The following is a 23,400-nucleotide window of genomic DNA, read 5'->3' as shown; positions in this document are numbered from 1 at the left end:
ATAGAGAAATAACATGGTCACCTCATCCAAACATGACGATGAAAATAAAGATCCACTTAAGCAAGCGATTTGGCAAGATGCCGCACTCATTGCAGCATTACAAAAATTAGACTCACAAACACAAGTGAATCAGCCAACACAGGCAGAACCTAGCCAAGAAAAGCCTTTTTGGTTGTGGGGAAGTGCGCTTGCAGCCAGTATTATTGTGGCCGTGGTTGGCGTTATGCAATTAAGCTCAGAGGTAACCCCTGAAGCTTCTTCGCTCGTTGCTGCACAACAGTATTTTGCCACTCAAGCCACAGATGTTACTTTGTCAGATGGCTCTGAAGTTGCATTAAATACACACACTAATTTGCAATTTAATGAAAACGATAAAGCCAGACAAGCAACCCTGAGTAAAGGCGAAGCTTATTTTTCAGTAAAACGTGATGAACATCGCCCGTTCACCATCAATACCGGTAACGCAACAATAAGCGTATTAGGCACCGCTTTTAATATCGATAAAACCCTACGCGAAACCACAATTGATGTGTTTCATGGCAAGGTGGCGGTAACCACACCAGATAACGCACAGCGAGTAGAATTAGTAAAAGGGCAGCGAGCTCGCGTTCATAATAATCATATTATTGTAAGTACATTTAAAGCACAGCAGCCTGATTGGCAACTTGGCTGGCTTGATTTAGAAAATGTCACCATTAATGATGCTATTTTTCAACTTAATCGCTATACCGACAAACCATTAGTTCTGAGTAATGTGGATGCTAACTTACGAGTCAGCGGTCGTTTTAAAACAACCGATGTCGTTGGCGCGGCATCTTTAATCGCGCAATTAAACCAGCTTGAGGTTAATCGCTTTGACGACAGTATTGTATTGTCGCCAACAAACTAGTTTGAGCATATTTTTGCAGTTGGTGGCATTGTCATAAATTGTTCATTTATATTCTGCACACTGTCGTTTTATTAATGAAGTAGCAAGGCCGTTCATAGATGTTACGTATAAGCAGTTTTTTATGTGTAGCACTCTCGATTTTTTCTATTGCAGCAGATGCCGCAACGGCCAGTTTAATAGAGCAATTAACTGACCTATCTAAACGGTTTTCCACTGCGATAATATACAACACCTCATTACTAGCAGGCATAACCGTTGAGCCCAGTACTCAAACCACACTTGAGCAAACTCTTGATTTATGGCTGACTCCTAGGCAATTAAGCTGGCAAAAAACCGCTTCTGGCATCGTTATTTTTCAAACCGCAACATCAGTACCAGCAACGGCAATATCAATACTCGAAACTAACAATACGCAGGTGATTGAAGAAGTAACAGTAACCGAGTCATTACCTACACCATCCAATGGTGATGCCTATAACCACAATTACCAACAAGCAATTAACTACGCCCAACAAATAAAGAGTAACTATGTAGGGCAAAGCGAAATAGCAATAGGCGCAATGCTCAATCAACTGCCAGCTGAAAATCTTGCCGAGGCACTACAAGCAGTACCCGGCATAAGCATTACCCGCGATCGCGGTGAAGCCCTCAATATTAATGCGATGGGATTGGGTGCTGAGTATCAATTAACGCTATTTAATGGTCATCGCCTTGCAAATACCGAAAACGTTCGAAATTCAAACCAATATGGGCAACAACATCGCTTTGATATATTTAGCGCAGGATTATTTTCAAATATCGCGGTGTATAAAACCACAAACTCAAGCCTTCCTAGTGGTGCAGTAGGCGCTACAGTTAACTTGCTCAGCGATGACCCCCTTGCTTATCAAGACAATAACCTACAAGTTATGCTCACCACCGCTGCGCTTGAAGGTGAACAAAACCTTCAACCAAGCTTTGGATTAACAGGCAATGCCAAAACAGCAGATGGTGACTTAGCTGTGATGGTAAAAATGAACTATGAAAACCGTCTGCAACGTCAGTTTCAGTTTGAAACCTGGCACTGGGGAGAAAATGGCGGCGCACCGCAGCCTTACCAATGGCCTGATATTAATAAAAACATCTTGGTGCCTACAGATGGCTTAGCACTGACCATAGAAAACGAAGATCGCACTCGCGCAACATATTATGGCGCTTTAGCCTGGCAAGCTACTGAGCGTTTAAAGCTTAATACTCTGTGGTTTAGATCAGATACTGACTTTTCGTTTGATGAGCACCGTATTTCAATTAACCCACAAAGTCAGTCAGCTCAAGCACAGGTTAACGATGAAAATAATAGCTTAAACCAATTTGTGTTTAACGATGTAAATGCCAAAACTAGCCGTGAAGAATCCAACTTATATTATGCCAACCAAACCATACAAGTTGATGCTAACTGGCAACCAAGTGCGCATTTACCCTTAACGCTTTCGCCATTTTACAGTAGCAGTAAAGCAAACAGTAAAACCAAAGAACCTATCTCTCGCGTTCATGGGGCTATTTCGCCTATGCAGGCAAACGTAGTTTTACAAAATAAATCGGTTGATAGCTTTAATTTTGCAGGCAACCTAGGGTTGGTAAGTAGCTACTCACATATTAATCAAATGAGCAAACGCACTATTAATGTGCTTAATGAAGTGGACGAGTGGGGCATTGATAGTCATTGGAGTCGTGAAAATTATTGGGGCTTACAAGCGCTGGATATCGGCTTTTTACATTCAACTCAAAATTATGACTACACCCGCAAAGATATAAGTTTATCGCCCTCGGCTTTAGAGCAACTACCTAATTTAGATGGTCGTTGGCTTGAACCAATCACTAATAAATTTTCAGCTGAGTTTATCAACGCAGATGTACAGCCTTGGCTAATCCCAAAAAGTGACCTTTTTCAACTTTATGATATTGATTTATCGTTCGCTGAAATGAGCGATAGTGACCGATTAAATAGTTACAAAGTAAGGTTTGTATCAAAGGAAGGATACATCTCTTCAAAGTGGCAATTTGAGCAAGTAACGTTAAGTACAGGCTTGCGATACAGCAATACATTAAGTGAAACAAAAGGCTCACAGCATGCAACAACAGGGGAATTAGCGCCCATCAATAGCAGCAATAATGATAGCACTTGGTTACCGTCAGTTAATTTAAAATGGCAGCCTTCGCAATTTTGGCAATGGCGGGCAGGCTTTAGCCGCTCTTTAAATCGGCCGAATTACTCAGATTTAAACCCAAAGCTGCATGTAAACTCAGGAGGTCTACCTTATGCAGAGCTTGGTAACCCCAATTTGCAACCGGTTATAGCCAACACTAGTACCCTCTCCGTTAACTGGCAACAACCAAGCGTCAGCGCACAATTGCTGGGCTTTAATCACCACATGAATAACTTTATTGTTGAGCAAGCAGCAAGCTTTAATTATCAAGGCCAGCATTACAACTCTTTGCAACGTACTAACGATGGCCAAGCTCAAGTCAATGGCTTACAAGCAAGTAGCCAGTGGCAATTACCGCAATATAGCCAGTGGTTCTTACAAAGCCAATTATCAGCAAGCATCACCCATATAAACAAAGCTGATGTAAGCACCTTAGCTGGCAATCACTTAAAAGTTGCAGGAGTCTCTGACTGGACAGGTAACCTGCGCTTTTTGGTCAGTGATGATAAATGGCAAGCTGCATTTAATATTAATTACCGTAGTGACTTTTTGGAGCAACACGACATTAGTAATAATGCCAATAGTTATGTTGAAGGCTACACCAGCACAGATTTAAGCTTTAGCTGGTTTTACTCAGCCAATGCCAGCCTGCGCTTAGATTTATTTAATGCCACCAATGAAACACTCACCCGTACAGCAAAAACTGACGGCGCCAGTTCATTACTCAAAGCTGAAGAATTTGGCCGCCGCGTGGTAGTTAGCTTGTCATTAAGAATATAAGTTTTTGAATTTACCACACGTAAACAAAGATCGCTTTTGTAAACCCCCATTACGTTTTGAGTAAAAATAATACAAGCAACTAATGTTTAAAGCTAGCTTATGCAAACCCAGTAGCCGCTGAGTTAATGGCTTGCTAGTATCGAAATGATACATAACGATAATTACCTCATGCAATCCTCAAAAAAAGACGAAGATGGCCCAAATACACATGTTTTATATAGCCAAAGTGAAGGTGGCATAAATTGGGGTGAGTTTAAATCGGTATTAAATAAAGCAGGCACGTCACTAAAAGGCGTTATTGAACAGGATTTAAAAGCCTAACAACCGGCCTTTTAGTAAATATGTTAGCGATGAGCTAGAGCCTAGCTGGTTTATCAATAAAGCAAACAACGTGGTTATGACTTTTCGTGACCAACAAACTCTACCGACCATGCAGTATCAAGGTAAATACAAACGCATTGGTTACAGCTACCCAAAAAGTTATCTTTGGCAAAAAAGCTTATTTATAAGCTACGCAGTTAACAAAGAAGACATAGCCGTAACAAAGCTAGACTTAGCGCAGTTTCAGGAAGCCGTTAAATAAGAGCTTTCAAGCAGCAACATAACTGAGATGCAGCGCAAGCTCTTTAGCTCGACTGTAAGCATTTTCTAGTGATTGTTGATGACGAGTATCGGCAAACTCTTGATACTCACAGGCAATTTCATGAATTGTGCTCACGCCTAAATATTTGCTCAACGTACGTAAGTGCGGCACTAAATGGCTCATATGCTCACGAATACCACCTTGCTCAAAACCAAACTCACCGCTTGAGGTGATCACAACCAAAGTCTTACCGCCAAGTAAAGGCAGCAGCGGAAAGTTTCCACGGGCCAGATCAAAATCAAAAGTTTTGTTGATCCTAACAACTAGATCAAACCAGGCTTTCAGCTGCGCTGGCATACCATAGTTATACATAGGCGAGGAAATCACAATAATGTCAGCACCAGCAATTTCTGCAATGAGTAAGTCTGACAACGCCAGTAACTGCTTTTGCTCATTAGTCTTTTTATCATCAGGAGTAAATACCGCACCTATCCAGTCTTGGGTAATAAAAGGCGGCGGATTCACACCTACATCACGATAAATATACTCATCTATGCTTTGCTGCTGAGTAACGCTCTCTATAAAACGCTTAGCTATATTTTTAGAGATTGAATCATGATCTGGATTGTCATTTTTAACGGCTCTGATGCTTGCATCAATGTGTAGTAGGGTGGTCATGCTGTTTATCCTGTTAGTAATTGTGCGGTCATCATCCAACTAACAGAGGCTTTTCACAAACGAGTTAACCTCAGCTATAAATAAGTTATACTCATCTATAGTCAATTTTATTATTTGCCAATATCACTTATGCAAGTATCACTACAAGCGCTTAAAGCCTTTGAAGCTGCAGCGCGTTTAGGCAGCTTTAAAGCCGCCGCTGATGAACTCTCACTCACGCCAACAGCGATTTCACACCATATAAATAATCTTGAAAGCCGTTTAAATGTGGATTTATTTTACCGCCAAGTAAGAAAGATCACTCTCACTCCCACTGGTGAATATTTAAGTGCGGCCACAAGTGACGGCTTTAACCGCATCGACCAAGCACTGGCAACTGTGCAAGCCACAGGGGCAACAGTTAAAATAACCACCACCTCGTCACTGGCCGCCCTGCGCTTAATACCCGCATTGCAGGAATTATCAAAAAGTCAGCCCAATCTTGAGGTAGATATATCAACCAGTGAAGCCATTGACAAACAATTGCACACATTACCCATTCGCTTTGGCCAGCAGCGCAATATAAACGCAGACGACATTATAAAAACCGAACATTTTAACCTGTTTGGCTCATACAAAGCCGCCGATATCCCATGGCAAAATGGCCCTGTTACGCTCTATACCACAAAATGGAAAAACAACGCGCTAAGTGAGCCTCCAATTAAACAATGGCTTACTCAAAACAACTTAGATCCTGCTTTGTTTATTATTAAAACCTTCGACCAAGAGCTATTTGGCATTCAAGAAGCTATGGCAGGCTCAGGACTGGTATTTTGTTCAACCACGCTAGTACAACGATTATTAAACACCGAGTTACTTAAAAACTTTAATACTCAAGCAGTTGAATCTGAGTTTTGTTATTACATACCCAATAAACAGCGTTTTCAAACCCGAGATACACGCCTAGTTTTAGAATGGGTAGAAGGGCTGTTGAATTTATAAATGCTAGTTATAAATCAAATTAAGTAATAGCTAAAAGTAGGGGGTTACTGATTTATCTTATTGCTTTAGACTTTGTCTAATAGGCAAAATAAGGATAAAGGGTCAGTCAATAAATATTATGTCTGAAGTCAATATTTGCTCCCCTGGGTTTCTATGTAAGTTCACACTAAGCAATTAGGGGTTATTCATTCTTTCGAAATGATCTTTTAAATTGCCTACTATGTTATGGCATAGAATTATGAACGCCCTCTTCATCTTGTGTTAATCATTAGCAGCCCGTTAAACATGGCGCTATAAATATGTTATTTTATCCGCTGATATATTTAATAGCTATGGAAAGATAAATGAAAATACTCATATGGATTGGAATTATATTTTTAGTCATCCCCCTTGTTGGTGCCTTAATTGCTCTTATTATTGGCTTATATGTTAATAATCCTAGCACGCATAACGCGACTGCTTTTGATAGTAAAATTAGCAATCAATATTACCTACAAGACGGTAAAGTTGTTTATGTTTTAGATGGCAATTTTTTCCAAATTGGAGGCTCTCCAGTAGAAGGAGCTGACCCTGATACGTTCAGTGTGATTAGTCAGTCTTACGCTAGAGATAATAATAGTGTTTATTACAACGGAAGACGGGTTGAGGGTGCTGATCCTAATTCAATTCAGTTGATAACATCGGGTATTAATACAAGTAAAGATGAATCTGGTTATCTTGTTAGTGGTGGCAAAGTTTTTTGTTATGGACAAATGATAGAAGGTGCAGACGCCGCTTCGTTCTCTTATTTGTTGGGCTCATACGCCATGGATAAAGAATATTTATATTACTACATCGATGACAAATTTCCACGTAAAACAATGCCTGAAGCGATTAAAAATGCGAACGAGCGTTATATTCGTCATGGTGAGCAGGTAATTTATCAGGGAAAAATAATTAGTAACGAAGCCAGTCGTTTTAAAATTATTAATGATGAGTATGCCGTAGACGGACAGCATGTTTATTCACATGGTGAGGTTGTTGAAGGCATGGTAGCCGATGGCTTTACGGTGATTACGCCTTACTACAGAAAAGATAAAAATCAAGCGTACTATTTTAATACACCCATTCCAGAAAGTGATCCATCTACATTTAAAGTATTAAATGATTCTGTTGCCAAAGATGGTAAGCACGTTTACTACAACGGTTATATTGTTGACAATAGAACGGTGGCAGAAGTGAGCCGGTCTGATGCCAGCGAGCTTGAGAAGATGTGGAAATGGAATTCTCTTCACTTAAGCCCAACGCGGGTGATTCTGGTTCCTACTGATGATGTTGAAGACATTACAAATAATTTTTATGCTTACAATAACGAAGTGTATAGCAGAAATAATAAACTTGTCGGTGTTGAACCTGAAGATGTGGTTATTCTTGATGAAGATGAAAAAATATTTGTCCGTATAGAATCTCAGGTTTTTTATTATAATGTTGTAGTTGAGGGTGCAGATCCAAACACTTTCACTGTAATAGCCGATCGTTTTTCAAAAGATGCTAAGCATGTTTACTGGGAAGTGTATAAGGTAGTCGATGCCGACCCGTTAACCTTTGAATATGAAGAAAATTTATATGCAGACGAGAACGATGCGGGTGAGTACTACTTAAAAAGATGGGAATAAACGCTCAAAGGTACAGGGTATGGCTATCTACTCTGTATCTTTATTGTGTATTCGACTATGACTTCCAAACAGTCTGATAAGCCCTTACGACAATATCGACGTTTGAAGATCTTGCCAAGTCTTTTCGGGCATTGTGCAGTAAACAGGCATAATCAAGCGCATGCTCAGTACACACAGAAAAAGGCATATAGTTTTGCATTAAGCTCCATCTAAATGAGTATTCTTGCTGTTTTTCACGCTAGGTAGTTGAAAATGCGTGTGCGTTATCGCCAACCATATTTTCAAGTAACGACACCACGCCATGAGTGTTTATAAGTGTACCGTATACATCAAACGCCAGTGTAGTTGCCATTAATGACTCCTGTTTAAATCGTTACTAAAACGCGATTTTATCGCTCAGCTTAATCACCATATCAGGTAATAAAGTACAGTAACACTACCGGCGATTTAAGCACCCACTGTAAACCCCGTTACGATTTGGTTAAAAATACGCACGGTAAGATTGTGTTTGTTGTGGTCAACTAATTCCAAGCAGTGAATTAAGTTTTTCTTCTGCTACACCATGTGATTATGGCTATGTGGCCTGCGCCAATTATAATAATTCATCAAGAAGCTAAGATCTTTTTCAGCGTCTTGATAATTACTATAACCCAATGAGGGAACCCATTCTGTTTTTAAACTTCTAAATAGGCGCTCCATCGGCGCATTGTCCCAACAATTCCCTCGGCGGCTCATGCTTTTTTATCCGGTAACGCAATAACTTTTACTAAAACCTCTTTGCGCCGTATTGGCTTCCTTGATCTGAGTGAAACATCAATTCAGATGGTTTGCCTCGTTGCTCGTAGGTTTTATCTAATGCTATTCTTTCCGTCTAGTTTTTAGATAATAATTAAGACAGATGTAAGCTCTAACTCTTTGTACTAATTATTTAAAAGGATCGTTTAGTGATACACAATATTTCAAAATATAGTTTTTTTTGTTTAATTTTATTGCTCATTTCATTGAGTGCTCATGGGCGTAGCCAGTCGAGTATGTTTTGCGAAATATCCTCTATCGAGGGCCAAGCAGTCACAATTAATAAGAAAAAGTATGATAATGACCTCAAATATGACTTTCAGCTTATAGATGAACATAAAATAATAACCGTTACAGTAGGAGTTATAAGACCTGAGCACGACTCTATTTTATTTAAAAACTCAGCGAAAGAAGCATCGAAGATTGAAATTGTGGAAGACTCACACAAAAGATATGAAAAAATGTGGGAAGAGGAGCTTTTTTATACGGTGACTTTATTACATTCTAAAAACTATATTTGGGAGCAACGTACTGCAAAGCTATCAATTTGGAAAGCTACGTTTAATGAGCATTATAGATTAATAGGCTTTTGGTCAGCAGCAAGCGACGAGGAGATGTTCACTCTTTCATTAAATGCACTAAACGCTTCTAATCAACAGGAATTGGTGCCAACTAATGTAATAGCAAATACTGTTGATGAAATACTTAGCCAGTGCAAAATAAAATCATTAAAAAACGAAATCTAAAAAGTTAAAGGGCTCACTAACACTGCTTCAAATTAACTCTCTACTGGTCAAAAGCTTTACCTTAGCTGTAAACCCCCGTTACATTTTGATTAAAAAAGCCACACGCAAACAATGGTTAACGTGTGGCTTTTTAGCCTTTAACTTTTTTTAATGTAATTACTTATTTAGTAAGTTCTTTTCAAAAAAGTCAGCCATCATGGTGTGGTAGTGCAAGGCGGTGCCTTTACCTTCACTTAGACTATGTGAACGGTTAGGGTATTCAAAAAACTCAAACTGCTTGTTGTACTTAACAAGTTCGTTAATTAAACGCTCTGAGCCTTGATAATGTACATTATCATCGCCTGTGCCGTGAATAAGCAATAGTTTACCAGTTAGGTTTTTGGCAAAGGTAATTGGCGAGGTGTTATCGTAACTCTCAGGATCGGTCTTTGGGTTACCTGCATAACGCTCTTGGTAGATAGTGTCGTACAAGCGAATGTCTGGCACGGGCGCTGAGGCAATACCGACTTTAAATTTATCACCATGGCGGAACAATAAGTTAAGGGTTGAGCTGCCGCCGCCTGAGTGACCCCATACACCAACACGGTCGGTGTCTATTACATCCCAGCGTTTAGCCATGGCATCAAGCGCATCAACTTGGTCTTGTACTGTGATTGAGCCGATTTTTTTATAAATCGATTTACGCCAATCACGGCCTTTTGGTGCGCGTGTACCACGATTATCAACCGATGCCACAATAAAGCCTTTTTGCGTTAATAGTGATTTATACAAGTAGCTGTCGCCTTCAAAGCGGTCTTGCACTGTTGAGCCCCATGGTTCGCCATACACGTAAAAAATAATTGGGTATTTTTTACTGTTATCCATGTTTTTAGGGAACATAATGTAGCCGTCAAGCTCAGTGCCATCCTGCGCATTTACTTTAAAGAACTCGTGGCTTGGTAAGCTTTGCTCAGCGAGTTTTTCTTTCAGCTCTTTATTTTCAACTAAGGTTTTAACATTACTGTGATCGCTTACTTTAATGATCTCTTTAATTGGCGGCGTGCCAAATTGTGAGTAAGTGTGCATTGCCCATGAGGTATCTTTAGACATGTAATAGCTGTTTGAACCTTGAAATTCAGCAGGCGTTACGCGTACAGGTTTACTACTACCATCCAAAGACGTACTAAATAAATAACGTTGACCTGCATTGTCTGGCGAAGCGGTAAAATACATCACTTTTTTATCTTCGTTTAGCGCCAGCATATCAACAATATCGTAATCACCTGGGGTTAAATCGATAATGATTTTGCCATCGCGAGATACACGATAAAGGTGACGCCAGCCGTCGCGCTCGCTGTGCCAAATAAAGAACTTACCATCTTTTGACCAGTTGGCTTTGTAAAACCACTCGATAAAAGCATCGTCTTTATCTTCTAAAATTTTGGTCAATTGCTGTTTTTGCCAATCGAACAGCCAAACCTTGTTGTGGTTTTGCGGGCGGTTTAAGTCTTGGATCATTAATTCCTTACCGGTGCCTGCCCAGCTAATACGAGGAATATAGCGGTCGCGATTATCGCCTTCAAGTTTGGCCCAGCGGGTTTTCTTATCAGCAAGGCTAACAACCCCCACGCGTACTGCCGAGTTAGTTTCACCGGCTTTTGGGTAAGGAAACTCTTTTAAGGTAGGATAGAGCTCGTCGGTGTTATTGATCATGGTGAAAAACTTAACGCCGCTGGTATCTAGCTGCCAATAGGCGATTGATTTGTTATCTGGGCTCCAACGAAAGCCATCAGCAATGCTGAATTCTTCTTCGTAAACCCAATCAAAGTTACCATTAACGATTTTAGCGCTACCATCGGTTGTAAGCGCTGTTACTTTGTTGCTGCCAACCGCTTGCATATAAATGTTGTTATCGCGCACGTAAGCCACTTTTGAGCTGTCTGGCGAGAACTTAGCAAACATCAGTTTTTTAGGTTCTGGTTGCTCACCGCCGAGTTGCTGTAATTTATTGGTTTCAAGGTTTAAGAGCCAAAAATCACCACGGCTACGAGAGCGCCACACTTGCTCACTGTTGGTAAATACCATCAACCATTTGCCATCTTTTGACCACTGGTAGCTTTCGATTGCAAATGACTCATCTGCGCCCTCAGGCAGTAGTTTTTCAAACTCAACTAGAACTTTGCGGCCAGTACCATCGGCATTGTAAAACACAATGTCGTTGCCTTTTACGCCGTGCTCTTTTTCGTCATCTGCATTGGCATTTTCAGCGTCGTCTTTTTTATCTTTTTCGTTTTCACGTTCTTCAAGCACGGTGTAGCCGGTGCCATCATCAAGCCATTTAAAGTAAGTGCTACGCTGCGCTTTGAAATATTTATCTTTATAGATTTGTTCAAGCGACAGTGGATTGCTAATTTGTGTCATTGTTGTAGTAGCCGTAGAATCAAGTGTTACAGAGCAGCCAAACAGTGACAGCCCAGCCAGTACCGACAAAACCAGCCCAGAGGTTTTAAGTAATTTCATGTAGTGATCCTAAAAGGGGTTAGTGCGCGTGTATTTATTTACAGGTCGCATTAGCAACACTTTAGCAAAAATTACCTATAAGATCTGAACGTTTGTCGCAATAACTCTTAGGTTAAACCCAAAACGTACAAAGTACGGCTACTGCCAAAGATACATACTGGCCTTTTTGCCAGAAATTTCTAACTCGTATACGTTTTCACACGGGCGTTGTGCCGCGCCATAACATACATGTAGAGGCAGTAAATGCTCTTCTCGTGGATGACAAAATTGTGCCCCTGGTGCTAGTTTCCAGTTCGTTAAACGTTGCTTGCGCTCAGACTCATCAAGCTTAGGGTTTGCTAAGGTGTCAGTTAACCATTGCTCAAAACTCTGGTTGAGCTTTTGCGTAGCCGTTGTTTGTTTAGCAAAAAATGCCTGCATGTTATGAAAGGTAAAGCCGGAGCCAATGATCAATAAATTTTCATACTCTATTTGCTGCAACACTTGGCCAATTTTGAGGTGCATTGCGGGATCAAGGCTCGGGTTTAGCGAAATTTGCACACATGGAATATCAGCCTCAGGAAACATGATTTTTAATGGTACAAACATGCCATGATCAAAGCCTCGTTGGGTATCAAGGTTGGTAGCAATACCATTGCTTTTTAAAGCCTGCTGCAGTTGTTCAGCAAGCTTTGGCTCACCAGCACAAGGGTAAGCTAACTGATACGCCTGCTCGGGAAAGCCGTAGTAATCATAAATTAATTTAGGTGTTGCTGAGGCTGTGATTGCAATAGGGTTTGCTTCATAGTGAGCGCTGATCATTAAAATAGCACTAGGCTTAGTAATTTTAGCGGCAACTGATTGCAAACAAGTCACCATCTCTTTATGGCTTGGCTCACCAAGCAGCGGTAATGGGCCGCCGCCATGAGATAAAAAGAAAACATTTGTTTGTTGCATACTAACCCCTTAATTAATCAATGTGGTTATTATAATGCACGCACAAATCCAAATTAACTAGCCACAAAAATGCACAGCTAAAGTGCATTTATTAAGGTTTAGATACCATCAACCAAACCACGATACTGGCAGGGGTCACGCCCTTAATACCTTGGCTTAACTTCTCGCAGCTGAGTATTTTTAGGCTGTACTTCTTTGCATAACTACTCTGTATCTCAGCCGCTGAAACACTATAAGGTGTGCCACAGCGCTTAGATTGATCATACACACAAGTGATCAATAACTGTGGTGCAGCATTACTCAAGGTAATTATGTGCTGAGCATATTGATTACGAATAGCGTATGGCAGCGCCACCAATGCGCCGCGATCATAAATAGCATCAACATGACCTAAATGATCTGCAGTTAAAGCGAATACATCCCCCACCCAAATGCAGATCCCCTCGGCCTGATACGCGCTAAGTAAACCGTGCTTAGTTACTTTTGGCGTGAGCGCTAACTCAATAAATAACTGCCGAACAGCAAGCTCACTGAGTTCAACACCCACAACGTACATGCCTTTATTAAGCAAATAATGAATGTCGACTGTTTTGCCACACAAAGGGATAAACACACGGCTACTAGCAGGTAAATTTAAGTTAGTAAAATAACGATCTAAACTAGGGTTTACTTTACCGTCATGAAAACCAATGTCATTGCTTTGCCAGCGCTTTAACCAATATTCAGCCTGCATTACCCCCCCTTCAACTGTAACAGCGCAACCGCAGTTAAATACATGCCAATACCAAATATTGCATGCGATAGTGCACTTTTGAGCCTTGCAGCCATTGGCTTTGCCGTTTTAGCTGCAGCAATGCCAAGCCCAAGCGCAGGCTGCATAATAAAAAACGGGATAACAACGCTAAGCAGCCCAAACAACAGCGCAGGCATTAAGCTTGGCGCTGCAAGCCAGTTATCTGGCATCAGTAATAAAAATAGCAGCGCAAAAATAACCCCGATAAAGTAATGACTAAACCAACCAATTGCGCATTCGTTCGGTTGCACAGCGGCTTTATTAATAGCTAGGTGTTGCCACTTGCCATAGCGCATAAAGCATAGCCAGCGCCCCACCATACAAAAGTTTAAAGAGCTAATACCAAATTTACTAAGTAGCAACGCCCACAGATCAAGTATCGCGGTTGCACCGCTCCCTATAACGATCACTGCTAACCAATCAATCGCTGAAAACATAATGTCACCCTTTGCTGAAAACTAAGTCACTATGATATAGACTTACAAAAACGTTAAATACAAAGCTTTAATCAAACTTAAATTGCAAAAGTGGAATCATGCTAGATGATATAGTGCTGTTTGTGCACATAGTACAACAAGGAGGATTGTCTCAAGCGGGGGAGTATTTATCGCTGCCTGCGGCAACAGTTACGCGGCGTTTACAGCGCCTTGAATCTCGCCTTGGGCAAAAACTGCTGCATCGCTCTGCACGCCAATGCACACTCACACAACAAGGACAGGTGTACTATCAAAGTTATGCCAACTTAGTTGAGCAATTTGAACAAACTCGTTATCAACTTAATCAACAAAAAGAACAACTTAGTGGTAAGCTAAAAGTGCTCGCGCCACTGAATATCTGTCATGGTTTTTTAAAGCCGATGTGGTTGTCGTTTTGCAAGAAATACCCTGATATTCAGTTGGAGCTGATTTTAAGTAATCAACTTGACGATATTATTAAAAACCAAGCTGATTTAGCGCTCAGGATCGGCCCTCAAGCTGATTCGTTATTACAGCAAAAAAAGCTCGCAGAAGCCGACTCTATCTTAGTCGCATCACCTGAGTACCTAACAAATGCAGCAAAACTTGTTGAACCGAACGATTTAAAACATCACCGTTTAATTGGTACAACACTTAGAAATAAATGGCTATTAACGAACACGCAATCATGTGCTACTTACACACACATGTGCCGCTTTAAAAGCATTTATAACGATACTGGCTTTGTAAAATATCAAGTTGCGGATCATCAAGGTATCGGTTTGTTACCGCGCTTTGAAATTATAAATGAGCTACAAACAAAAGAGTTAGTTAGAGTATTGCCACTATGGCAAAGCCTGCCGCGAGAAATTTATGCCATTTGGCCAAGTGGTCGTTTACTTAGTAAAAAAGCGGTTTGTCTTAAAGATTATATGCATAACTTTATCAGTGAACAGTTACCGAACAGTTAAATGTTTTTGTGCCACTGGTACTGCATTTGTTTTGCCGTAAGCTCTGCAAGCTCAGAGCTCCCCAGCTCAGTAACTAATTGCAAGCTCATATCAATTCCTGCAGAAATACCCGCTGAAGTGGTGAATTTACCTTGTGATACCCAGCGCTTATTGCTGATCACATTTAACCGAGGGAACATATTAGCGAGATCCGCAAGATCTTCCCAATGCGTAGTCACCGTTAAGCCATCGAGTAAACCCGCTTTGGCCAGTAAAAAAGCGCCTGTACACACTGAGGCAACTTTAGCAGTAGCACCAGCGGTTTCTCGGATCCAGTTTATTACGGCTGGTTTTTCAAGCTCATGTGTATGTATACCACCGACAACAATGAGTAAATCAATCGCGGGGTGATCAGCAAAACTGTAATGGGGGTTTACACTAAAACCTGCACGGGCAATTATCGGCCCGGCATGCTCTGCCACAAAAAATACCTGCCAATTATTGTCTGCTAAACGCTTTGCCGTGCTAAACACTTCAAATGGGCCTGAAAAATCCAGCACTTCGGCATCATCGTAAATATAAATAGCAATGTTCATAATGTGTTTTCCTTAGCTTCCTCTGCATCGAACATTAACTTTAACCACCTTAAGTCTTTTGCATCTAAGTTTGCTTGTTTATGTAATGAGGGATCATCATAAACATCTTTATAGACATGGCAAATCGCTACTTCGGTTAACTCACGCCATTTGTCGTCATTAAACTCTGATAGTGAGCCATCTGCTAAATTAAAAGAACTGATAGGATCATGCTCAGCTTCAGTCGTTCTAAGAGTTAACTCTAACTCTTGTAAAATAGGGTTGATCAACTGTAGCGTATTTGCGGCCTCAAACTCTGCAATTATATTGCTTTGGGCTGCTTTGATTTCTTTTTCAAGTTGATATTGAGACAATTTATCGGCAGAGGCACGCACACCATATTTATTCAGTAGGCCAGTGATACTTGGCAGCATAGCTTTAGCTGCAATGCTGGCTCCTAACAATGGATTTGCAATAGCCGCTAAGCCACCAACCAACAGCATTCCGTAAGTGAGCTTTTTATCTAAGGCATCAATATCATTAGCAAGCGACTGTAATGAATTAGTTTGCCCGACAGCTTGATCACGCATAATTGCATCAGCACTGTTTAGCATGTAATGGCGAAGTCCGGCCTCAGCATGCTCATTAGGAAAATGAAAAATACGCCGCTTAGGTAAGTTATTAATCTCAGGTACGCCGTTTGGCAAATAACGCATGGTGTGTAAAGCGAATTGATGTTCCGATAGTGCGAAAGGAATTACAAAATAATGCTTTTCATCAAATGACGTAGGGGTTTGCGTACCAAAGCGTTCAAATGACATAAAAATAGGCAGACCATCAATCATTTCTTTTGCTAATACATAGCCTTTATTTAATTCATCAAACATTTTATTAGATGTCGATTTTAGCTTAACAATTCCTTTATTTATAAAATCTTTCATAATTATTTGTTGATCCAATTCGATTCTAGCTGGCTAGCTGCCGTAAAGGTTATACAAGCTGGTCTAAAAAGCCCAGCAATTAAATATCAAACTTTAGCAGCTTAAACACTACCTTGCGTTTCAATCACTAAAATACGCGCTTCACCCATAGGGTGGGCTACGTGCTCAGTGCCTATTGAGGCATAAAAAATGTCACCACTTTGCAGTACAGTTGAGTGCGTCTCGCTATCTTGTTTGTAAAACATTTCAACGGCTCCATCAAGCACCACAAAGACTTCTTCGCCATCATTAATATGCCATTTATAGGGTTTATCAGTCCAATGTAAACGGGTAGTGATGCCATTCATATTGGCAATATTTTTAGCTCCCCATGCCTTTGCTGCGGTGAATTCTTTACCACGAATGATCTGCATACAATTTCCTTATTCATCTAGCTCTAATTGCGCCCGCTCTAAGGTTTCGGCGGGTAGTTCTTTTTGTACTGATACACCAAGCTCTTTAAATTCTGAGGCTTGTTTTATTAGGTTGCCTTTACCGCGATATAACTGCGAAAACGCTTTATCGTAGCTTTCTTTGGCTTTATCTAACTGTTTACCAACACCTTCCATGCTGGTTAAAAAGCCGTTGAGCTTGCTATAAAAACGCTCCGCGCGATTAGCCAACTCTTTGGAGTATTTAGTTTGCTCTTCAAAGCGCCATAACTGTTTCACAATATTTAAGCTGGTTAAAAGGGTAGTGGGGGTGGCAACCAGAATATTCTTTTCTATCGCTTGTTGATAAATATCACTTTGATACTTAAGTGCTTCAACAAAGGCTGATTCTATCGGCACAAACATCACCACCACTTCAGGAGAGTTAAGCCCTGGTAAGTGATCATATGATTTACTCGCCAGCTCATTAATACGCGCTTTTACAGCCTCAACATGCTCTCTAATTGCTTGTTGAGACTCCAGTTCATTATCTGCATTTACGTAGCGGGTGTAAGCGTTTAGCGAGGTTTTAGCGTCAATCACTAAATGCCGACCTTGAGGCAAATACACCACCACGTCAGGGCGAAGGCGGCCTTCTTCGGTATTAAACGATACCTCGCGTTTATAATCAGTACCAGCGCGCAACCCTGCGCTGTCTAACACGTTTTCAAGCATGAGTTCGCCCCAATTACCTTGGGTTTTCTTTTGCCCTTGTAATGCGTTACTGAGCCTGTCTGCTTGCTCAGTGATTGCTTGGCTTTTCGCTTGTAGATGTAATAACTCTATTTTCAGAGCTTCACGTTGTTTTAGATCTTCAACATGAATTGATTCCAATTTATCCCTGAAGCCTTTTAACTCACCTTGGACAGGTTTTAACAGCTGCTCAATACTTTCTTGATTAAGGACTTTAAATTTTTGCGATTTTTCTTCGAGTATTTGATTAGCAAGGTTTTCAAATTCTTTTTTAAGTTGCTCTTTGCTTTCTTTAATATGTTGTAACTGCTGCTCAAAATGGCTTTGCTTTTGCTCAAGCATAGTGCGCATATTATTGAGCTCAACATCACGGGCATTGTATTCGCTTCGTAGTGTTGTTAAATCAGCTTCAGCCTTGCGCCAATAATGGTTGTATTGCTGGCTTTGCTTTTCTTGCTCAGTGAAGCGGGTTTTATAGTGCTGAGTTTCGTCGCGTTGTTCTTGGTGGCTTTGCTTAAGTAAATCGTGTTCATCTATCAAGGCAGTATATTGCTGCTGTTTTTCATTGGACTGTGTTTGCAATAAAGCTAGTTGTTGCTGCTGCTCACTTAGCTCTGCTGTTAGTCGCTTACCACGACTTGCATAAATAACACTAAAAAGCACCGCGCCAACACTAAAACCAATCCCAACACTTACCCAATCAATGTTTGTAAGTAACTGTATATACATAAATAAACTTTAATTAACCAAAAGACACTTCATGATAGCCAATCTAAAAATACCACGATAGGTTTTTTTACTTTTTTATGACTCTAAAAATCATTACAGAGCATTACAAAAGACCCATCTTAATTAGTTATATAAACAATTTTATTCTACACTCAGAACAATAATAAAAACCAACAAGTGGTTTTACTTATACAACAATACAAGGACTGAAAAAATGAACGATATCAAAACCCCAAATATTGAAGTGCAATGTAAAGCAGATAACTACTTTTCCGTTAAAACGTTGACTGTTTTACCTCATACACAAGAAAATTGGTTAACATTTTTTAATAACGAAACAAATCCGACTGAGTCGCTGAGTGTTTTGTTTAATAATGCAGGAAAAAACGATCTCATAAGCACTGAAAAAAGACAATACGTAGAACTTATTATCAGCCTAGATCCGTCAGTGGCTGCCGATTGGGAATTTTATGGGAATGGTGTTGAATATTGTGGTGCAGATAGCAATTGCCAATATAATATATCTACCGAGATCACTGATGACGACACTTTAGTTTTAAGAATTGCTCAAGTAGAGCCGACCTATGAATTTAACGGTGTAGATAAAGACAATCTTGAAAAAGTTGTTGAAGTAACCGAAGGCAAAGAAACTGAGTATTTACCTATTTCGTTTAGGTATACAGCTAAACATCTGCCTTCTGGCAAAATTTATATGTCACAAGATCCTAAAATTGTTGTTCGTAGGCCTGGTGCTACATACTAATATAAAGCACTAGCACAACGAAAAGAAGAGTCATATTGTTGCATTAACGCAATAAACTCTTCTTTTTGGCACCAAGGTTTAAACCAGGGTAAATTAAACCACATCGGGTGATAGCCTATCATTAATGACTTTTCTATATACATTAACGCTGACTGATATTCACCAATCACACTATATACAAGCGCTGCAGTGAACACATATTCATTATGATCTGACGCAATACTTATTGCTTTATTGAGTGCTTGCAAGGCAAGTTTAGCTTCGCCGAGTTGGCTGTATGCTTGTGCGACTTCTAAATAACTATCAAGGGTGTGTTGATCTTGCGCCAGCTCAACTACCTTTAAATAATTAGCCGGATATGACTCACTAAGTCCTAAAACCTTTTCAATATCAGCTAGGTTAAGGCGAAAGCTGATATGCTCTGGGTTTATATCAACCGCCTGTTGGGCAACTATTAATGCTTGCGAAAACTCTCCTTGTAACGAATAAGCAATACTTAAGTTACTTAAATCTATGCTATCAGGTTTAATCTCAATTGCCTGTTTATATTGCTTTATAGCAATGGCTAAATCACCTTCTGTTAGGGCTATATCTGCCAGTAATTGATTTGCCATATAGTTTTGAGAACTTAAGCTTATAACTTCATTAAGCAGCTGCTTTGCCTCTTCAATTTGACCTTGCCACCATAATACTTGCGCTAAATTTTGCTTTATTATTGGATTTGCTCGTATTTTTAATGCAAGTTCAAACGCCTGCTGTGCTTCAGGCAACTGATCTTGTTGTAAATATAATAAACCTTTAAGTTCATAAAGAGCGGTAGAACTTGCTCCAACTTGTTCAGCTTTAGCTAAATACTGCTTCGCAGTTAACCAATCTTGCCTAGCAACCGCGATTAGCATTGCATTTGTAGCAAATGCAGGGGTGTTTTGATACGCAGTTGGTGAGTTAAAAAGTAATTTACTGGCAATATTTAAATACTCTGCTTGCTGTGATTGCTGATATAAACTCAGGGCGACTTCACGTAATAACTCATAGTTGGCATATAACTGCGGGGTTTGTTCTATAGCCTCTTTAATACGCATAAATAATTGATCAGTGTAATCACCAACTTGCTGCACTTTTTGATAAAGCTCAATATGTTCTATTTGTTCTTTGTCACTAAGCTGCGCCATTGCAATATATTTACTATCAAAATCAGGGAAAAGCGCTGTTAATTGCTGACTGCTTAAATGGTACATCTGATTATAACTATCAATTACAATGGGCCATTGCTTACGCGCTTTTACCGTCCAATTTGGCGCCTCGAGCCGAACTAACGTTAAATAGCATTGCGGTTGCATGCAATTAAGCTCAGCGGTCACCACTTCTTGTGCACCCGTTGCTTGCTTTAATTTATGTAACTTATCTGTAAAAGTAAGTTTAGCATTGCCGCTTTGTAAAATGAGCGCAACCTCATCCTGCGAAATAAGATTTAACTGCTTACTATTAATAATACTTTGCCTAATAGCATCATCAATTGTGGCTTTGAGCATATTTGTATCTGCGGATAACAGTGCGGCTGATTTTACCACCGGAGGTAAAAATGCAACATAGTGCTCTGCTGGTTTATGTACTTGCAGCTTATACATTAAGCCTGTTGCAACCACGGCAATACAAAGCAAAGTCCCTAAAAAAACAGCCTTTTTAGGCGATTTTTTTTGTAATGCGAGTTGCTCTAGTGGAACTGTGTCTTGCGCCAAAATTTCTTGCTGTTTAATAGCTATAATAACGGCTTGTAACTTACGCTCTACACTTTGAGCATCAACAGGGCGGCGGTCTTTTTTTCGTTGTAATAATTGATTTAGTAAATCACATAATTCATTAGGTAACTTGGGAATGATCTCATGTGCATTACACGCTTTACCGTTGGCAATATTATTAGCAATCGTTTGCGCAGATCCTTCACCAAATGGATGACGGCCACTAATAAACATATAGGCCAGCATACCAAAAGAAAATAAATCACTGCGAAAATCTAACGGCTGTTTATTAAGCTGCTCAGGCGACATCGCACTAGCACTGCCACAACTGGATTCATCACGTTGCTCACCAAGCGGCTTATTTTGTAATGTTGCAATACCAAAATCGGTGATTTTCAATTCATTTTTATCAATTAAAATATTGCTAGGCTTTAAATCACAATGCATAACATCTTGACTATGGGCATGGGTTAGACCAGCACACAGTTGTGCTAATAAATTAAGCTTTTCGGAGAGTGTGGTGACGTGCTGATATTGAAACTGCTGTAATGTTTTGCCTTTTAAGTACTCCATTACAATACAAATTTGCTGCTCATATAAAATTACATCATGTATTTGTACAATATTAGGGTGATTTAAACGAGCAAGCAGCTGCGCTTCAACCAAGGGGTCGCTATGTTCTATTGAGTGCTCAGTAGGCTTTAATAATTTAATCGCAACATAGCGCTTTAAACGTGTATCCTCTGCAAGATACACACTTCCCATACCTCCTTGGTTAAGTAGTTTAATTAATTTATAGTTAGTGATGACTTTATTAAATTTTAATACTGTTTCATGCTCTAACGACATCCGAGGTACTCTCTAATTCACACCCTTTATAAATCATAAAGGATGCGCCAGCAAACCGTACTTTTCGCAATTGTCTTTCGATGATATTTTCAGCATCATGAACATTTACTAAAACTTCTGAAAACTGCTTGCGAGCACGATGTATCTGTATATTTAAATAGCGCATGTCGACACCTAAATCTTTCACTAATTGCTCCGTATTTACCCAACCTTGGTTAGCTGGTAATACTCCTTTTTTAGCATCTAAAGCTCTATAGCGCGCTAAATTTAAGGTTAAGTAGTGATGGCAGCGAACATGCAAATCAAAATCTTTATTATTATTGTGATGTTGAACTTTTAATTCTGATGTTTCTTCATCCAAACTTAGGTTAAAAATAAAGTCTAAATCACTAATATACAATTGTGGTACGGAGCTCATCTGGGTTGCAACTTCCAGATGACTAGAAAGAAACACCCATTGTTCACCACCTAAGGTAATAATACTATGATCTTCTAAGACTTCTCGTATCGTAAACTCATCATCGTGTAATGATTCTAACAACCATTGGCCGCTACTTTGCTCAAAAACAACCACGCTATCAGGTTGCTGCTCAGGCAATAGGTGGTAATGATTAAGCTTAATTGTCTCGGCTGTTTGACTTTGCTCGTCATCTAACTTGATTAATTGGTCTGTAGGAGCACTGAGATCTTTAACCACATAAGTGACCTCTGAATTACCGGCAAAATAAATTTTATCGCCAATACTTAGTTCTTCAGAGTCATCCTTCACCAAACGCTTATGATTTAACCAAGTACCATTCAGGCTTAAGTCACGGATATACCACTTACCATTCAACCACTCAATAATAGTGTGTATTTTCGACACACTCAGATCGTTGACAAGTGTATCTACAGAATATTGAAAGCGCCCAAAACTATGATGCGCATATAAAAAACAATATTCACTTGTATGTTTATTAATTAAATAAGCCATTTTCACTACCTTTTATCGAATGATGAGGTATGTGTCTAACTATTGATATTACAACCAATTCTCTATAATAGACACAACCAAATCAAAATGAAACAAAAAATTAACATTTAATGTATTCATGGGTTAATCCGCAAACAATTGCGGCCAGATAACAGTATTTTAGAAACAAAAAGGCAAAATAAACATTACGTACTATTACAGCAATTGTTTATTAAAGGGATAAGTAAAAGAATGAAATATAAAAAAAGCCAGCTCAAGGTGAGCTGGCCTAATATTACTAAAATAAGTAACTAAAACTAGGGAATCAACATGATGCCTGCGTTGACTGCAATTCAACAACAAGCATAATAGTAGACGCCCCCAAGGTACTTTAGTTCAAAATAAATTTAAAATTGATAAAATAATACTGCATGCGCCAAATAGCAGACATAAAAAAAGCCAGCTCAAAATGGGCTGGCTCAATCATTACTAAAATTAGTAACCAAATAGGGAAATCAACATGATGCTTGCTTAAACTGCAATTCAACAACAAGCATAATAGTAGACGCCCCCAAGGTACTTTAGTTCAAAATAAATTTAAAATTGATAAAATAATACTGCATGCGCCAAATAACAGGCATAAAAAAAGCCAGCTCAAAATGGGCTGGCTCAATCATTACTAAAATTAGTAACCAAATAGGGAAATCAACATGATGCTTGCGTAAACTGCAATTCAACAACAAGCAAAAGAGTAGACGCCCTC

Annotated in this window: 21 protein-coding genes and 2 pseudogenes; 9 read left to right on the top strand and 14 right to left on the bottom strand. The window is 39.7% G+C overall.

All coding sequences use genetic code 11. The features are described 5' to 3' along the window. Positions 1–13: 13 nt before the first annotated feature. From H5201_RS06660 to H5201_RS06645, 4 genes are all read left to right on the top strand, one after another. Positions 14–889 carry a FecR family protein gene (locus H5201_RS06660; protein WP_149980320.1) on the top strand — a complete coding sequence of 292 codons (876 nt, stop codon included), beginning with the start codon at positions 14–16 and terminating at the stop codon, positions 887–889. A gap of 98 nt (positions 890–987) precedes the next feature. Then, the gene (locus H5201_RS06655; RefSeq protein WP_182739332.1) at positions 988–3,855 is read left to right on the top strand and encodes a TonB-dependent receptor; all 2,868 of its coding nucleotides are present in this window, start codon (positions 988–990) and stop codon (positions 3,853–3,855) included. Between the two features lie 168 nt (positions 3,856–4,023). Then, complete coding sequence (locus tag H5201_RS06650; RefSeq protein WP_182739331.1) at positions 4,024–4,176, top strand: hypothetical protein; 153 nt, start codon at positions 4,024–4,026, stop codon at positions 4,174–4,176. A gap of 76 nt (positions 4,177–4,252) precedes the next feature. Beyond that, positions 4,253–4,438, top strand: coding sequence for a hypothetical protein (locus tag H5201_RS06645; RefSeq protein ID WP_182739330.1), 186 nt, complete (start codon positions 4,253–4,255; stop codon positions 4,436–4,438). 6 nt (positions 4,439–4,444) lie between these two features. On the opposite strand, the gene H5201_RS06640 is transcribed toward H5201_RS06645, so the two are convergent. Then, entirely contained in the window at positions 4,445–5,116 is a 672-nt protein-coding gene (locus H5201_RS06640; RefSeq protein ID WP_182717303.1) for an FMN-dependent NADH-azoreductase, read from the bottom strand. A gap of 129 nt (positions 5,117–5,245) precedes the next feature. Between H5201_RS06640 and H5201_RS06635 the strand changes: the two genes are divergently transcribed. Together H5201_RS06635 and H5201_RS06630 are read left to right on the top strand one after the other, a co-directional pair. Continuing rightward, positions 5,246–6,097 (top strand): LysR family transcriptional regulator, encoded by an 852-nt coding sequence (locus H5201_RS06635; RefSeq protein ID WP_182761131.1) that lies wholly within the window; start codon positions 5,246–5,248, stop codon positions 6,095–6,097. 344 nt (positions 6,098–6,441) lie between these two features. Further along, on the top strand, positions 6,442–7,752 hold the full coding sequence (locus tag H5201_RS06630; protein WP_182784035.1) for a DKNYY domain-containing protein: 1,311 nt from the start codon (positions 6,442–6,444) through the stop codon (positions 7,750–7,752). 133 nt (positions 7,753–7,885) lie between these two features. Here the strand turns inward: H5201_RS06630 and H5201_RS06625 are convergent. After that, positions 7,886–8,104: pseudogene (locus tag H5201_RS06625) on the bottom strand (haloacid dehalogenase type II); the annotation flags it as partial. Between the two features lie 165 nt (positions 8,105–8,269). Then, a pseudogene (locus H5201_RS23120) lies at positions 8,270–8,611 on the bottom strand (integrase core domain-containing protein); the annotation flags it as partial. An 85-nt stretch (positions 8,612–8,696) separates the two neighbouring features. On the opposite strand from H5201_RS23120, the gene H5201_RS06615 reads away from it, so the two are divergent. Next, a complete protein-coding gene (locus tag H5201_RS06615) occupies positions 8,697–9,293 on the top strand; it encodes a hypothetical protein (protein ID WP_182739325.1) in 597 nt (198 codons plus the stop codon). Between the two features lie 156 nt (positions 9,294–9,449). On the opposite strand, the gene H5201_RS06610 is transcribed toward H5201_RS06615, so the two are convergent. The 4 genes from H5201_RS06610 to H5201_RS06595 form a co-directional block, all read right to left on the bottom strand. Continuing rightward, positions 9,450–11,792 carry a S9 family peptidase gene (locus H5201_RS06610; RefSeq protein WP_182784033.1) on the bottom strand — a complete coding sequence of 781 codons (2,343 nt, stop codon included), beginning with the start codon at positions 11,790–11,792 and terminating at the stop codon, positions 9,450–9,452. Positions 11,793–11,930: 138 nt separating this feature from the next. Beyond that, entirely contained in the window at positions 11,931–12,728 is a 798-nt protein-coding gene (locus tag H5201_RS06605) for a class III extradiol ring-cleavage dioxygenase (protein WP_182784031.1), read from the bottom strand. Positions 12,729–12,819: 91 nt separating this feature from the next. Beyond that, positions 12,820–13,461 carry a thiopurine S-methyltransferase gene (gene tmpT, locus H5201_RS06600; RefSeq protein ID WP_182784029.1) on the bottom strand — a complete coding sequence of 214 codons (642 nt, stop codon included), beginning with the start codon at positions 13,459–13,461 and terminating at the stop codon, positions 12,820–12,822. Beyond that, positions 13,461–13,958: a DUF2938 domain-containing protein gene (locus H5201_RS06595; protein ID WP_182717291.1), complete on the bottom strand. Its 498-nt coding sequence runs from the start codon at positions 13,956–13,958 to the stop codon at positions 13,461–13,463. Before H5201_RS06595 ends, tmpT begins: the two co-directional genes overlap by 1 nt. Before the next feature lie 98 nt (positions 13,959–14,056). Here H5201_RS06595 and H5201_RS06590 point away from each other — a divergent pair, with 98 nt between their 5' ends. Continuing rightward, the gene (locus H5201_RS06590; RefSeq protein WP_182717290.1) at positions 14,057–14,947 is read left to right on the top strand and encodes a LysR family transcriptional regulator; all 891 of its coding nucleotides are present in this window, start codon (positions 14,057–14,059) and stop codon (positions 14,945–14,947) included. Here the strand turns inward: H5201_RS06590 and H5201_RS06585 are convergent. The 4 genes from H5201_RS06585 to rmuC form a co-directional block, all read right to left on the bottom strand. Next, a complete protein-coding gene (locus tag H5201_RS06585) occupies positions 14,944–15,522 on the bottom strand; it encodes a DJ-1/PfpI family protein (RefSeq protein WP_182761128.1) in 579 nt (192 codons plus the stop codon). The genes H5201_RS06590 and H5201_RS06585 overlap by 4 nt on opposite strands. Further along, entirely contained in the window at positions 15,519–16,442 is a 924-nt protein-coding gene (locus H5201_RS23115) for a hypothetical protein (protein ID WP_259398741.1), read from the bottom strand. Before H5201_RS23115 ends, H5201_RS06585 begins: the two co-directional genes overlap by 4 nt. 101 nt (positions 16,443–16,543) lie before the next feature. Then, positions 16,544–16,855 (bottom strand): cupin, encoded by a 312-nt coding sequence (locus H5201_RS06575; protein ID WP_182739319.1) that lies wholly within the window; start codon positions 16,853–16,855, stop codon positions 16,544–16,546. A 9-nt stretch (positions 16,856–16,864) separates the two neighbouring features. Next, positions 16,865–18,334, bottom strand: a complete 1,470-nt coding sequence (gene rmuC, locus H5201_RS06570; protein ID WP_182739318.1) for a DNA recombination protein RmuC — start codon at positions 18,332–18,334, stop codon at positions 16,865–16,867. A gap of 214 nt (positions 18,335–18,548) precedes the next feature. Here rmuC and H5201_RS06565 point away from each other — a divergent pair, with 214 nt between their 5' ends. Next, positions 18,549–19,097, top strand: coding sequence for a hypothetical protein (locus H5201_RS06565; protein WP_182767361.1), 549 nt, complete (start codon positions 18,549–18,551; stop codon positions 19,095–19,097). On the opposite strand, the gene H5201_RS06560 is transcribed toward H5201_RS06565, so the two are convergent. The 3 genes from H5201_RS06560 to H5201_RS22950 form a co-directional block, all read right to left on the bottom strand. Next, positions 19,094–21,685 carry a serine/threonine-protein kinase gene (locus H5201_RS06560; protein ID WP_182767360.1) on the bottom strand — a complete coding sequence of 864 codons (2,592 nt, stop codon included), beginning with the start codon at positions 21,683–21,685 and terminating at the stop codon, positions 19,094–19,096. The two genes, H5201_RS06565 and H5201_RS06560, sit on opposite strands and share 4 nt — an antisense overlap. Further along, entirely contained in the window at positions 21,669–22,658 is a 990-nt protein-coding gene (locus H5201_RS06555) for an FHA domain-containing protein (protein WP_182739316.1), read from the bottom strand. Before H5201_RS06555 ends, H5201_RS06560 begins: the two co-directional genes overlap by 17 nt. A 560-nt stretch (positions 22,659–23,218) precedes the next feature. Next, the coding region (locus tag H5201_RS22950; RefSeq protein WP_220497000.1) for a hypothetical protein at positions 23,219–23,400 on the bottom strand (182 nt) is incomplete at its 5' end.

It is taken from the genome of Pseudoalteromonas sp. SG43-6, from assembly GCF_014164365.1.
Lineage (GTDB): Bacteria > Pseudomonadota > Gammaproteobacteria > Enterobacterales > Alteromonadaceae > Pseudoalteromonas > Pseudoalteromonas rhizosphaerae.
This window is presented reverse-complemented; position numbering and strand designations above follow the sequence as displayed.

Excerpts from the sequence above, each read along its gene's own strand:
- H5201_RS06660 (WP_149980320.1), top strand. The coding sequence starts at position 14 with ATGGTCACCTCATCCAAACATGACGATGAAAATAAAGATCCACTTAAG.
- H5201_RS06655 (WP_182739332.1), top strand. The coding sequence starts at position 988 with ATGTTACGTATAAGCAGTTTTTTATGTGTAGCACTCTCGATTTTTTCT.
- H5201_RS06650 (WP_182739331.1), top strand. The coding sequence starts at position 4,024 with ATGCAATCCTCAAAAAAAGACGAAGATGGCCCAAATACACATGTTTTA.
- H5201_RS06645 (WP_182739330.1), top strand. The coding sequence starts at position 4,253 with ATGACTTTTCGTGACCAACAAACTCTACCGACCATGCAGTATCAAGGT.
- H5201_RS06640 (WP_182717303.1), bottom strand. The coding sequence starts at position 5,116 with ATGACCACCCTACTACACATTGATGCAAGCATCAGAGCCGTTAAAAAT.
- H5201_RS06635 (WP_182761131.1), top strand. The coding sequence starts at position 5,246 with ATGCAAGTATCACTACAAGCGCTTAAAGCCTTTGAAGCTGCAGCGCGT.
- H5201_RS06630 (WP_182784035.1), top strand. The coding sequence starts at position 6,442 with ATGAAAATACTCATATGGATTGGAATTATATTTTTAGTCATCCCCCTT.
- H5201_RS06610 (WP_182784033.1), bottom strand. The coding sequence starts at position 11,792 with ATGAAATTACTTAAAACCTCTGGGCTGGTTTTGTCGGTACTGGCTGGG.
- H5201_RS06605 (WP_182784031.1), bottom strand. The coding sequence starts at position 12,728 with ATGCAACAAACAAATGTTTTCTTTTTATCTCATGGCGGCGGCCCATTA.
- tmpT (WP_182784029.1), bottom strand. The coding sequence starts at position 13,461 with ATGCAGGCTGAATATTGGTTAAAGCGCTGGCAAAGCAATGACATTGGT.
- H5201_RS06595 (WP_182717291.1), bottom strand. The coding sequence starts at position 13,958 with ATGTTTTCAGCGATTGATTGGTTAGCAGTGATCGTTATAGGGAGCGGT.
- H5201_RS06590 (WP_182717290.1), top strand. The coding sequence starts at position 14,057 with ATGCTAGATGATATAGTGCTGTTTGTGCACATAGTACAACAAGGAGGA.
- H5201_RS06585 (WP_182761128.1), bottom strand. The coding sequence starts at position 15,522 with ATGAACATTGCTATTTATATTTACGATGATGCCGAAGTGCTGGATTTT.
- H5201_RS23115 (WP_259398741.1), bottom strand. The coding sequence starts at position 16,442 with ATGAAAGATTTTATAAATAAAGGAATTGTTAAGCTAAAATCGACATCT.
- H5201_RS06575 (WP_182739319.1), bottom strand. The coding sequence starts at position 16,855 with ATGCAGATCATTCGTGGTAAAGAATTCACCGCAGCAAAGGCATGGGGA.
- rmuC (WP_182739318.1), bottom strand. The coding sequence starts at position 18,334 with ATGTATATACAGTTACTTACAAACATTGATTGGGTAAGTGTTGGGATT.
- H5201_RS06565 (WP_182767361.1), top strand. The coding sequence starts at position 18,549 with ATGAACGATATCAAAACCCCAAATATTGAAGTGCAATGTAAAGCAGAT.
- H5201_RS06560 (WP_182767360.1), bottom strand. The coding sequence starts at position 21,685 with ATGTCGTTAGAGCATGAAACAGTATTAAAATTTAATAAAGTCATCACT.
- H5201_RS06555 (WP_182739316.1), bottom strand. The coding sequence starts at position 22,658 with ATGGCTTATTTAATTAATAAACATACAAGTGAATATTGTTTTTTATAT.